Raw genomic sequence first — 12,624 nt, 5'->3', positions numbered from 1 at the left:
GGACGGCTTCCCGTACGCCTCCGGTACGGGAAGCCGTCCTACACGAGTGCGTCGAACGGGAGGTGCCGCGATCGACAGTGGCGCCCGACTTTTTTCCGGTCTTTTCCAGGAGCACCCGATCGGCCGCCGACCTGCGGCGTTACCCGGTGAAGGCCAGGGTCTGGGCGGCGACCGTACGGGTGTCGCCGCCGGGCGCGGTGCCGGTGGGGTCCCAGGTGCGCTGCGGGGAGGTGGCGGCGGTGCCGCTGAGGCTGAGGGCCAGGCCGCTGTAGCGATTGACCAGGCGGTACGCGGCCGGGCCGGACGCCGTGACGCGCTGGACCGACCACTGACCGCCGACGCCGGCCGTCGTACCGGAGGCGCCGAGGGTGACGGCGGCGCCCCAGGCGCGGCCCGCGTCCGTGCCGGCGTCCACAGTCAGCGGGCGGCCGGAGGAGGCGTCGGTGACGGTGAAGAAGCCGTCACCGGTCGCGGTGAACCTCCACCGCCGGTCGGCCGCCGTGCCCGTGCCGACGGCGACCGCGTCGCCGCGCAGGGTGAGGTACTGCCCGTTGCCCGCAGTGATCCGGTAGGTGGCGGTCGCGCTGACCGGCGGGGTCGGCAGTCCGGCCGGGGACGTGGGGGCGATCGTCACGTTGTGGTACTCGCCGGTGTACGTGGAGCACTCGAAGGAGCAGTAGGAGCGGAAGGTCCGGCCCAGCACGGTGGAGCCGGTCAGGCTCCCGGAGTCCAGGAACCAGCGGTACCAGGCGCCGTTGGGGTCACTGTCGAGCAGCCCGAGGTCGGTCCACTTCTGGGTGGCGAGGTCGTCGGTGGCGTAGAAGTGCAGCGGCGTCTTGGTGCCCGCGTTCTGGGCGACGGAATTCTGCGGGGTGCCGATGTACTTGCCGAGGTAGGAGTCCCAGGCGATGTTCATGACGGCGAGCTGCGAGTTGTCGGGCGAGGTGCCCGCGCCGACCTGCGCCGCCGTGCTGCCGGCGTTGGTCGGGTGGTAGTCGTCGCCGGGGGCGATGTATCCGCTGCCACCGCCGTCCGCCGGAATGATGTCGCTCTCGGCGCCGCCGACACCCGGGGACTGCCAGGAGCCGTCGTACCACTTCTGCCACGAACCGGCCGCCATCTTCCCGGAGATGGGGGCGCGCGCCACGTGCTGCTCCCACACCTGGCCGCCGGGGCCCTTGCTCAGGGTGCGGCTGGCGTAGAAGACGTAGAAGTACCCGGAGGCGTAGTCGGTGAACAGCCGCTGGTCGCCGTCGCCGTAGTACCAGCTCTGCTGCGGGAACTGGGCGGAGTCGTCGCGGGCGGTGCTGTACGGCGAGGTGATCGCCCGGCCGGTGATCGTCCAGGTCCGGCCCTGGTCCTTGGAGACGGCGGTGTCGATGCCGTCGTAGTGCAGGCCGCTGGAGAAGGTGTCGGGGGTGAATTCGTTGTGGACCAGGCCGTGCCAGTCGCCGGTGTCGGGGTCGACCCACACCCCGCTCAGGTCGCAGTAGTTGCGCTCGGAGAAGCCCTGCCGTGACGGGGCGTACGAACTCACCACGCCGGTCGGGCTGTTGTCGCAGCGCCAGGTGGTGTCGTCGTTGCGGTCGGCCGGATTGGCCGGGTTGACGGCGCTGTTGATCGATCCGGCCGCGTAGGCGGTGTCGAAGGTCGCGTGCGTGCCGGTGAAGAACTTCCACTGCCGGGAGTCGGTCGGGCCATACAGGGAGTGCGCCTGCTGGTAGTAGAACTGCCCGTTCTTGTCGAGGTAGACCGACGCCGGGGTGTCGTCCGCGTTCCCCCACGAGACGGCCGGGCCCGCCGAGACGGTGTACGCGGGCGGCGGCGCGGTGGCTGCGGTCCACTGCTGCGCGGTGTTGGCGGGGTCGCACGGGGCGAGCCCGATCCGGGCGTTGTTCACCGTGGCACCCTGCACGGCAAGGCACTTGCCGGACTTGGCGCTGTAGATCGTGCCGTCGGGCAGGTGCGCGAACTTCTGCTGCGGTACGCCGGACACGCAGTCGTAGAGCTGGACGAGCGCGCCGTTGGCGTTGGACGCGCCGGTGACGTCGAGGCACTTGCCGTAGACCCGCACCGTGCCGTCGGGCTGCCACGCCCATGCCTGGGCGGACGAGCCGTTGCAGGTGAAGACCTGGACGACGGTTCCGTTGGCGGTGCCGAAGTCGGCGTCGTCCAGGCACTTTCCGCCGGTGGTGACGGTGCCGGCGGCGGCCGTGCCGCTGACGGGTGCCGCGGCGGCGGGCGGGGGGTCGAGCGCGGCGGCGCCGAGCGGCAGGACGAGCGCGAGAGCGCCCGCGAGGGCGGCACGGCGTGCCGCGGGTATCCGGTGCATGATTCCTCCGGTCACGTGCTGGGGGCGTGGGGGTGCGGGGTACGGGAAGCGCGGATCGTCGGGAACGGATCTTCGGAAGCGGATCGTCAGGAGCGGATGTCCGCCACGAGGCCGTCGATATGGGCGGCCCACTGCGTACGGGTGGCGGGGCGGCCCGCGACGCCCGGCCGGGTCTGCCAGGGCAACGGCCCGCTCTCGCGCCGGTATTCGACGCCCAGGGCGTCGAGCCTGAGCAGATGCGTACGCAACCGGTCGCGGAACGCGGCGACGTCGCGGGGCCCGGCGCTCCACAGCGCCTCGGCGACGGCGCACAGCCGCGGGAAGGCGAAGTAGTCGACCGTGCGCGGCGAATCCATGTGCTCGGTCCAGATGTTGGCCTGCCCGCCGAGGATCCGGGCGGCCTCCGGCGGCGTGAGCCCGGCCGGCACCGGGTCGAAGGCGTACGCGTTCTCCAGGGTCAGCGGCACGGCGAACGGGATCGGCTCGTCGGGGAGTTCGGACTGCCGGTAGTCCAGATACACCTGGTCGTCGGGGCAGGAGACCACGTCGTGGCCCCGGCGGGCCGCGGTCACCGCGCCGGTCATGCCGCGCCAGGACGCGACCACCGTCCCGGCCGGCACGTCGCCCTCCAGGATCTCGTCCCAGCCGAACGGGCGGCACCCGCGCGCCGTCAGGTGGTCGCTCAACTGCCGCAGGAACCACGCTTGGAGGCCCTTCTCGCCGGCCAGCCCGCGCCGCCTGATCAGCTCCTGCGTCCGCGGGTCGTCGCGCCACTCGTCCTTGGGACACTCGTCGCCGCCGATGCCCACGTACGGGCCGGGGAACAGCTCCATCACCTCGTCCAGGACGTGGCGGAAGAACGCGACGGTGCTGTCCTCGGCGTTGAGCAGATGACGGTTGACGCCCCAGCGGGTCCGTACCTCCAGCGGCTCGCCGGTGACGCCCAGCTCCGGATACGCGGCGATCGCCGCCTGGCTGTGCCCGGGCAGGTCGATCTCCGGGACGACGGTGATGTGCAACTGCCGTGCGTAGCCGACGATTTCGTGGATGTCGGCGCGGGTGTAGAAGCCGCCGTGCGGCCGTCCGTCGCCGGGCGCGTCCCGGGCGGCGCCGCGCTGCGACTCGCGCCGCCACGAGCCGACCTCGGTCAGCCGCGGATACCGCGCGATCTCCAGCCGCCAGCCCTGGTCGTCGGTGAGGTGCAGATGGAACGTGTTGAGCCGGTGCATCGCCAGCAGGTCGAGGAAGCGCAGCACGTCGTGCTTGGGCATGAAGTGCCGTGCCACGTCGAGCATCGCGCCGCGCCAGCGGAAGCGCGGCGCGTCCCGGACGGTACCGCCCGGCACCGTCCAGACCGCGCCCGGCACCGGGGCACGGCGGAAGACGTCCGGTGGCAGCAGCTGGCGCAGCGTCTGGCAGCCGTAGAAGACGCCCGCCGGGTCGCCGCCCGCGATCGTGACGCCCGCGGGGCCGACGGTCAGCTCGTACGCCTCGGGCCCGAGGCCGTCGCGCAGTGACAGGGCGACGGTGTTGTCCGAGACGCCGGCTTCGGCGTCGACGTCGGACCGTACGGGCAGCGGCAGACCCGTGGCCGGGCGAAGTGCGGCCTGCAACCACCGCGCCTCGTCGGCGAGTTGCGGTGGCGCGGTAACAGCGGTGTCCGCGTCGAGGCGGAAGGCGGCGCCGGCCGTACGGCTCGACACGGGTGCGGGCAGCAGCATGCGGAGGTCACCCCAGGGGTCGGGAACGCGGTCGGGCAGGCAGGAATGTGGTGAACTGCGTTCAGAAGACGCCGAGTTCGACGGCGAGCACCCGGCAGGCGGCGCCGGTCAGGACCAGATCGGCGTCGTCGGCCAGGGAGCGGACGGTCAGCGACGCGCTGATGGGTTCGAGCGTCCTGGCCCGTACGGTCTCGGCGGCCGCCGCGGGCAGTGCGCCGTCCACCAGGTCGGAAGGCCCGGTCAGGACCACCTCGTTGAGGTTGAGGACGCTGACGATCGGGGCGAGGACGGTGCCCAGCGCCCGGCCGGCGGCGGCGAGGACCGCAGCCCGGCCGTCCGCGCCCGCCGCGTCCAGCCGCGCGCGCAGGTGGACGGCCGAGATCGCCTGGTCGAGGCAGCCGCGCCGCCCGCAGACGCACGGTCCGCCGGCGCCGTAGCCGTAGCCGTCCTCATACGCGTCGCCGTCCCCGCCGCCCACGGTGACGTGCCCGATCTCCCCGGCCGCGAACTGCCCGCCCTCGACCAGCCGGCCGCCGACCACCAGGCCGGCGCCGACGCCGTGCTCGATCGCGACGACCATCAGATTCTGCGTCCGGGTGTCGCGGGCCCGCAGGACGGCGAGCGCGGCCATGTTGATGTCGTTGCCGATGTGCGCGGGGGCGCCGAAGCGTTCGGTGATCCGGCGGGCCAGCGGCAGGTCCGACCAGCCCAGATGGGCGGCGTGCCGGATCACGCCCGTGTCGTCCACGATGCCGGGGGTGCCGACGCCGACGCCGACGACGGTGCGCGGCGCCCGCGCCATCAGCTCATCGAGCAGCCGCATGGCGAGCGCGGCGGCCTCGTCGCCGAGCGCGTCGCCGATCGGGACCTCGGCGCGGGCCATGACCCGGCCGCGCAGATTGACCACCGCGCCGGTGAAGCGGTCGCTGTGCGACAGGTCCAGGGCCACGACGCCGGCGGTGTCGTCGGCGATCCGCACCAGGCTCGCCGGCTTCCCCAGCCGAGTGCCCTCGCGCGGCCCGATGTCGTCGACGAGTCCGCCGGTCATGAGGTCGGTGACGAGCGCGGAAACGGTCGGGGCCGTGAGACCGGAATTCCGTACGAGGTCGGAGCGGGTCATGGCGCCCTGCTGGTAGAGGGTCGCAAGGACGAGGGCGCGGTTGCGGACCCGGCTGTCGGCGGTGTGCGCCTTGGTGCGCGGCGCGGGGCGCCGCTCGGCGGCGGGCGGGAGCCGCAGCAGGCCCCGGTGGGGGCGGTGCGCGGAGGCGGGCGGTCGGGTCGGGTCGGTCACGGGGATCGGCGCTCTCTCGTCGCGGGTCCGGACGGTGATTACCTTAAGACGCTTTACTTAAGACGGTTGAGATAGTCGGAGCGGGGCGGCGCTCCTGTCAAGGGGCCGGACGCGGCCCGCACACCTCACCCCACGCCCTCTTGACGCGGACCCGCCACGGTGCGAAATTTGCTCGCGCCCTGCGCGTACCTGCTCGGAGCCAACCATTTTCGAGCACGCCGCGTCACGTCATGCAGCAGCCCCGGAGACGAGGACGATCACATGACCGAGCTGAGCCGCCGCAAGTTCGTGTCGCTGTCGGCGGGTGCCGCCGCGGTCGGCGCCGTGGGTGCCGCGGGCGTCCAGGACTCCGCCGCCGCGGACGCCGTACGGCCCGCTCCGGAGGCCGCGCCCGCCGCCACCGGCACCCTCGCCGACGCCCGGCACATCGTGATCCTCATGCAGGAGAACCGCAGCTTCGACCACTACTTCGGGACGCTGAAGGGCGTACGCGGCTTCGCCGACCGCGCCGCGATCCAACTCCCCGGCGGCTACAGCGTGTTCAACCAGCCCAACGGCTCAGGGCGGCAGTACCCCTGGCAGTTCAGCGCGACGGAGCCGGCCGGCGGCGCGGACCCCGAGCGCCTCGCGCAGTGCAACGGCGACCTCGACCACAGCTGGTCCACCCAGCACCAGGCGTGGAACGGCGGCCGGCTCGACTCGTGGGTGGCCGCCAAGGGCAATGTCCGCACGCTCGGCCACCTCACCCGCGACGACATCCCGTTCCACTTCGCGCTGGCCGACAACTGGACCGTCTGCGACGCCTATCACGCGTCCGGACTGACCGCCACGGGCCCGAACCGCACCTTCCTGTGGAGCGGGAAGATCTCCGACGCGTCGAAGGACGGCGGCGACGAATCGGGCCTGACCTGGCAGACGTACGCGGAGGCGCTGGAGAGCGCGGGCGTGAGCTGGAAGGTGTACCAGGCGAGCGACAACTACGGCGACAACGGCCTCGCGTACTTCAAGCAGTTCACCTCCGCGCCCGCCGGAAGTCCCTTGCGCACCAAGGGCATGAGCACGGTGCCGAAGGGCACCACCAAGCCCGGGGACGTCGCCGCCGACATCGCCGACGCCATCGCGGCCGACGTCCGGGCGGGCACGCTGCCGCAGGTCTCCTGGATCGTGCCCAACCAGGACTATTCCGAGCACCCTTACGCCACCCCGGCCAACGGCGCCCACTTCGTCCACCTGGTGCTCCAGGCACTCAACGCCGACCCCGCCGTCTTCGACTCGACCATCGTCTTCCTCAACTACGACGAAAATGACGGCTTCTTCGACCATGTCCCGCCGCCCGCCGCACCCGCGGGCACCGACGGGGAATTCCTCGGCGGCACCAACACCGGCCTTGGCTTCCGCGTCCCGATGATCGCCATCTCGCCGTGGAGCAGGGGCGGTTGGGTGAATTCGCAGACCGCCGACCACACCTCCGTCCTGCGCTTCCTGGAGAAGTGGACGGCGGCGATCGGCAAGCCCGCCGCGTGCCCCAACATCAGCGCCTGGCGGCGCAAGGTCTGCGGCGACCTGACCGGGGTCTTCGACTTCGCGCACCCCGTCTTCGGGCTGCCCGCGCTGCCCGACACCTCCACCGGTATCGCCCTGGTCACCTGTGCCGGGCTGCCCAACCCCGCCCCGGTCGCCAACGCGCTGCCCGCCCAGGAGTCCGGCACACGGCACGCGCGCGCCCTGCCGTACCAGCCGGTCGCCGACCTGAACCGGATCGAGTACGGCTCCGGCGGCGTCCAGAAGGTGTGGCTGTCCTTCGCCAACTCCGGTACGGCGGCGACCCACTTGGCCGCGTACGCCAACGCGCACCGCGGCGGCGGCCCCTGGCAGTACACGCTCGACGCGGGCAGCACGGCCGAGGACTTCTTCAACGTCGGCACGGGCTACGGCGCGGGCGCCTACGACCTGTCCGTCGTCGGCCCCAACCGCTTCCTGCGCCGCTTCCAGGGCGACACCGGCAAGCCCGGCAAGGACCTGACCGTCACCGTCCGTTACGCCGTCGACCCCGGCTCCGGCACCCTCGCCGTCCGCTTCGTCCTGGCCAACGCGGGCACCGCGGCCCTCCCCGTCACCATCACCGCCGGCCAGTACCGGAGCGACGGCCCCTGGCACTACACGGTCCCGGCCGGCGGTTCCGTCACCGACTACTTCAACGCCGTGCTGTACAACGGCGGTTGGTACGACCTGACCGTCAGCACCACGGCCGACACCACCTGGTCGCAGCGCTTCACCGGCCATGTGGAGACGGGCGCGCCCAGCGTCAGCGGCTGAGCGGTCACCCGGCTCCGCGCTCCCGGCGGCCCGTCCCGCCGGGGCCCGTTCCGCGGGAGCCCGTTCCGCCGGAGCCCGTTCCGCCGGAGCCGCGACCGTAGAATGCCCTCTGTGACCGACAACACCCCCCAGCGCCCCGACAGCGGGCCGACGCGTACCCCCGAACTGCCGACCCAGTACGTTCCGGCCGAGGTAGAGGTACCGCTGTACGAGCGCTGGGTGGAGCGCGGCTACTTCGAGGCGGACGCCAAGAGCGGCAGGCCCGCGTACGCGATCGTCATCCCGCCGCCGAACGTCACGGGCTCGCTCCACCTCGGCCACGCCTTCGAGCACACCCTCATCGACGCGCTCACCCGGCGCAAGCGGATGCAGGGGTACGAGACGCTGTGGCAGCCCGGCATGGACCACGCCGGCATCGCCACGCAGAACGTCGTCGAGCGCGAACTGGCCAAGGAGGGCACGTCCCGCCACGACCTGGGCCGCGAGGCGTTCGTCGAGCGGGTCTGGCAGTGGAAGGCGGAATCCGGCGGGCAGATCGCGGGCCAGATGCGGCGCCTGGGCGACGGCGTGGCCTGGAACCGCGACCGCTTCACCATGGACGAGGGCCTGTCGCGGGCCGTGCAGACCGTCTTCAAGAAGATGTTCGACGACGGCCTGATCTACCGGGCCGAGCGGATCATCAACTGGTGCCCGCGCTGTCTGACGGCCATCTCCGACATCGAGGTGGACTACCAGGACGACGACGGCGAGTTGGTGTCGCTGAGGTACGGCGACGGGGACGAGACGGTGGTCGTCGCGACGACCCGCGCCGAGACGATGCTCGGCGACACCGCCGTGGCCGTCCACCCGGACGACGCGCGCTACGCCCACCTGGTCGGCAAGCGGATCAGGCTGCCGCTGACCGACCGCAGCATTCCGGTCGTCGCGGACGCCCATGTGGACCCGGAGTTCGGCACCGGCGCCGTCAAGGTGACACCGGCCCACGACCCCAACGACTTCGCCATCGGGCAGCGGCACGGCCTGGAGTCGATCGGCGTCCTGGACGAACGCGGCGTCATCACCGCGCACGGCCCCTTCCAGGGCCTCGACCGTTTCGAGGCGCGCTCCGCGATCGTCGCCGCGCTGCGCGCCGAGGGCCGGATCGTCGCCGAGAAGCGCCCGTACGCGCACTCCGTCGGCCACTGCTCGCGGTGCAGGACCACGCTGGAGCCGCGGCTGTCGCTGCAATGGTGGGTCAAGGTCGAGTCCCTGGCGAAGGCCGCGGGCGACGCCGTACGGGACGGCCGCGTCGCGATCCACCCGGCCGACATGGCGCAGCGCTACTTCGACTGGGTCGACAACATGCACGACTGGTGCATCTCACGGCAGTTGTGGTGGGGCCACCGCATCCCCGTCTGGCACGGCCCGGACGGCGAGACCGTCTGCGTCGGACCCGACGAGGAACCGCCGGGCGGCGAGGGCTGGGCGCAGGACACGGATGTCCTGGACACCTGGTTCTCCTCCGGCCTGTGGCCGTTCTCCACGCTCGGCTGGCCCGAACAGACCGCGGATCTGGAGAAGTTCTACCCGAACTCCGTGCTCGTCACCGGCTACGACCTGATGTTCTTCTGGATCGCCCGGATGATGATGTTCGGCCTCTACGCGATGGACGGCGTCCCGCCCTTCCGCACGATCGCCCTGCACGGCATGGTGCGCGACGAGTTCGGCAAGAAGATGTCGAAGTCCTTCGGCAACACCGTGAATCCGCTGGACTGGATGGACGCCTACGGTTCCGACGCCGTCCGCTTCACGCTCGCGCGCGGCGCCAACCCCGGTACCGATGTGCCGATCGGCGAGGACTGGGTCCAGGCGTCCCGCAATTTCGCCAACAAGATCTGGAACGCGACGCGCTTCGCGCTGATGAACGGCGCCACCGTCGAGGGCGAATTCCCGCCGGTGGAACGGCTGTCGGCGGCCGACCGCTGGATCCTGTCGCGGCTGAACACGGTCGTCGCCGAGGCGGACGCGTACTACGACGACTACCAGTTCGCGAAGCTCAGCGACGCGCTCTACCACTTCGCGTGGGACGAGGTCTTCGACTGGTACGTGGAGCTGTCCAAGACGACGTTCTTCGCCGGCGGCGAGCAGGCCGCGGTCTCGGCCCGCGTCCTCGGCGAGGTCCTCGACGTCACCCTGCGGCTGCTGCACCCGGTCGTGCCCTTCGTCACCGAGACGCTGTGGACGACGCTGACCGGCGGCGAATCGCTGGTCGTCGCGGACTGGCCGCGCGACAGCGGTTTCCGGGACGCGGCCGCCGAGGCGGAGATCGCGCTCGTCCGGCAGGTCGTCACCGAGGTCCGCCGCTTCCGCTCCGACCAGGGCCTCCAGCCCGGCCAGAAGGTCCCGGCCCGCTTCGACGCGGCCGGCACCGCGCTGGCGCCGCACGAGGCCGCCGTCCGCCAACTCCTGCGCCTCCAGCCCGAGGGCGACGGCTTCTCCGCCACCGCCTCGCTGCCGGTCGCCGGTGTCACCGTCGCCCTCGACCTGTCCGGCACGATCGACGTGGCCGCCGAACGCAAGCGGCTCACCAAGGACCTGGCCGCCGCAGAGAAGGAGAAGTCCGACGCCGGGAAGAAGCTCGGCAATGAGGCGTTCCTGGCCAAGGCACCGGACCAGGTCGTCGAGAAGATCCGCGGCCGGCTGGCGACGGCGGAGGCCGACATCGCCCGTATCCGGGCCCAGTTGAGCGGGCTTCCGCAGGAGTAGCCCCCAGCGGAGGCGGGCGGCGGACGGCCGCCCGCCGGTCCCGCTCCGGACCGCCTCCCGGCGACTTTGCCCGGTCTTTACAATCCGTTCCTCCGTCGCTCCGTCTTTTCAGTCGATCCGCATTCCACAGCCCGGCGCGTGACCGGGCGGGCGGACCGACGAAAGTGAGCGACCCATGCGCCGTACTGTCCTGAGCGCCGTGGCACTGGCGTGCACCGCCGTGCTGGCGGGCAGCGTGCCCGCGTTCGCCGACGGGGCGTCCCCGACGCCGTCGCCGACCGTCTCGCAGACCGCGTCGACCGCGCCTTCGCAGGCTCCGGGCGCCGCGCCCACCGCCGTACCCTCCGACGCTCCCGGCACCGCGGCGCCGGCCGAGTCCACGGCGCCCGGGCAGGTCGCCGCGGTGCCGCAGGGGGCGCCCAACACCGGTGTGGCGCCGGTGTCGTCGCACTCCTCAGGTGCCGACGGCGGGCTGATCGGCGCGGGCGCGGCCGCCGCGCTCGCCCTCGGCGGCGGCGCCGTCCTCGTCGTACGGCGCAGGCGGGCGACCGGGGCGTGACACCGCTGTCCAGGCGGGCGTTCACCGCCGCGGCCGCGGGCGCGCTGCTCACCGGCTGCGGCGGCGCCCGCGCGGCGCACCCCTCCGGGACCGGCGGACCCACGACAACTCCCCTTCATACGACGGGGAGTTCGCGGCCACCGGCCAACCCCGTACGGGCGCTGGCGCGTTCGATCCCGGTCGGGCTCCGGATCCCGGCGATCGGGGTCGACACCCCGGTCATGCAGCTGGGGCTGGCGGCGGACGGCACCGTCGAGGTCCCGCCGATCGCGGCGCACGACGAGGCCGGCTGGTACCGGTACTCGCCGACGCCCGGCCAGACCGGCCCGTCGGTGATCCTCGCCCACGTCACGGTCGGCGCCTACGGCGACGGCGTCTTCCGCCACCTCGCCCGGCTGCGGCCGGGCGACCGGATCGTGGCGCGCCTGGAGAACGGCTCACAACCGGAGTTCACCGTCACCGGCGTCCGCACGGTCGCCAAGTCGGACTTCCCGACGGCGGCGGTCTACGGGGACGTGGACCGGCCCGAACTGCGGCTGATCACCTGCGGCGGCCCGCGCTCGGGGTCCGGCTACCTCGACAACGTGATCGTCTTCGCCGAGCTGGCCCCGGCGGGCTCCTGACGCGCACCCCGCCCGGGGCCCGGAATCCGGGCTCCGGACCGCCCGCACCTGTGCGACCCCGACATGGAGAGCGTTGAAACGGTCCCGCGAGAAGGCAGCGTCCGAGCTGTTCGTCGCCTTCTACCCGCGCCTGGCCGGCTGGTGCCGCCGGCTGGTCGACGACGACGAAACGGCGCACGAGATCGCCTCGGAAGCCTTCACCCGGCTCTGGGCGCGCTGGACGGCCGTGGCCGAGCCACGCGGCTTCCTCTATGTCACCGCCACCAATCTCGTACGGGACCACTGGCGCAGGCTGGAGCGCGAACGCCGGGCCGTCCGCCGGGCCACCGCGGAAGCCGCCGTCCGGCCGCCGCCCGAACCGGCCGACCCCTCGCTGCGGATGCTGGTGCAGTCGTTGCCGGAACGGCTGCGCGTACCGATCCTGCTGCACTACTACGCCGACCTGTCGGTCCACGAGATATCCCTGCTCACCGGCCGCAGAAAGGGCACCGTGATGTCCGACCTGCACACGGCCAGGGAACTGCTCCGCGCCCATCTGAGGAGAAGCCTTGATCACACGGTCTGACGACGACGGTCAGGACTTCGACGGCGAGGACTTCGTCGATCCCGACGACCCGCTCACCGTCATCCTCCGGCCCGCCCCCGGCCTCCTCGGTCTGCCCCCCGGCCGCTACGAGCGGATCCGCCGTGGCGCCGCCCGTCGCCGCCGGCTGCGCATCACGGTCGGCGTCACCCTGGCCGCCGCGGCGGCCGCCCTGATCGCCCTCCCCCTGCGCCCGTCCGGCCCACCCGCCCCCACGATGCCCGCGGCCCCACCACCGCCGCCCCCGACCACGACCTCTCCCCCGGCCGACGTCTCCCCCGCCCCCACGGCGACCCCCACGAATCAGTCCGCTTCCCCCACGGCCTCCCCCTCCCAATGGGCCACCCCGCCGTCCTCCCCGGCCACGGCCCCCCTCGACCCGCTCCCCACAACACCCTCGTCCCTCCCCGCCCGTTGACGGCCCCGCGTCGCGTTCGGCGCGCCACGGGGAGCG

General features: G+C 72.6%; 9 protein-coding genes. 6 read left to right on the top strand and 3 right to left on the bottom strand.

All coding sequences use genetic code 11. From position 1 onward, the window contains the following. Nucleotides 1-139: 139 nt before the first annotated feature. The 3 genes from BM076_RS05495 to BM076_RS05485 all read right to left on the bottom strand — a co-directional run bounded on the left by BM076_RS05495 (nt 140) and on the right by BM076_RS05485 (nt 5,344). Nucleotides 140-2,332, bottom strand: a complete 2,193-nt coding sequence (locus tag BM076_RS05495) for a ricin-type beta-trefoil lectin domain protein (RefSeq protein ID WP_093712161.1) — start codon at nt 2,330-2,332, stop codon at nt 140-142. A gap of 86 nt (nt 2,333-2,418) precedes the next feature. Continuing rightward, a complete protein-coding gene (locus tag BM076_RS05490; protein ID WP_093712160.1) occupies nt 2,419-4,053 on the bottom strand; it encodes a beta-N-acetylhexosaminidase in 1,635 nt (544 codons plus the stop codon). Nucleotides 4,054-4,114: 61 nt separating this feature from the next. Beyond that, nucleotides 4,115-5,344, bottom strand: a complete 1,230-nt coding sequence (locus BM076_RS05485) for an ROK family transcriptional regulator (protein WP_093712159.1) — start codon at nt 5,342-5,344, stop codon at nt 4,115-4,117. Nucleotides 5,345-5,605: 261 nt separating this feature from the next. Between BM076_RS05485 and BM076_RS05480 the strand changes: the two genes are divergently transcribed. From BM076_RS05480 to BM076_RS35965, 6 genes are all read left to right on the top strand, one after another. Continuing rightward, nucleotides 5,606-7,660: a phosphocholine-specific phospholipase C gene (locus BM076_RS05480; RefSeq protein WP_093712158.1), complete on the top strand. Its 2,055-nt coding sequence runs from the start codon at nt 5,606-5,608 to the stop codon at nt 7,658-7,660. A gap of 111 nt (nt 7,661-7,771) precedes the next feature. Beyond that, nucleotides 7,772-10,405: a valine--tRNA ligase gene (locus tag BM076_RS05475; protein WP_093712157.1), complete on the top strand. Its 2,634-nt coding sequence runs from the start codon at nt 7,772-7,774 to the stop codon at nt 10,403-10,405. A 175-nt stretch (nt 10,406-10,580) separates the two neighbouring features. Then, entirely contained in the window at nt 10,581-10,964 is a 384-nt protein-coding gene (locus BM076_RS05470) for a Tat pathway signal sequence domain protein (RefSeq protein WP_093712156.1), read from the top strand. After that, nucleotides 10,961-11,587 carry a class F sortase gene (locus BM076_RS05465; protein ID WP_093712155.1) on the top strand — a complete coding sequence of 209 codons (627 nt, stop codon included), beginning with the start codon at nt 10,961-10,963 and terminating at the stop codon, nt 11,585-11,587. Before BM076_RS05470 ends, BM076_RS05465 begins: the two co-directional genes overlap by 4 nt. Nucleotides 11,588-11,660: 73 nt before the next feature. After that, entirely contained in the window at nt 11,661-12,152 is a 492-nt protein-coding gene (locus BM076_RS05460; protein ID WP_093712154.1) for an RNA polymerase sigma factor, read from the top strand. Continuing rightward, nucleotides 12,136-12,588, top strand: coding sequence for a hypothetical protein (locus tag BM076_RS35965; protein WP_245795733.1), 453 nt, complete (start codon nt 12,136-12,138; stop codon nt 12,586-12,588). Before BM076_RS05460 ends, BM076_RS35965 begins: the two co-directional genes overlap by 17 nt. Nucleotides 12,589-12,624: the final 36 nt, after the last annotated feature.

The sequence above is a fragment of the Actinacidiphila alni genome (assembly GCF_900112845.1).
In the GTDB taxonomy this organism is placed as follows: Bacteria; Actinomycetota; Actinomycetes; order Streptomycetales; family Streptomycetaceae; genus Actinacidiphila; species Actinacidiphila alni.
This window is presented reverse-complemented; position numbering and strand designations above follow the sequence as displayed.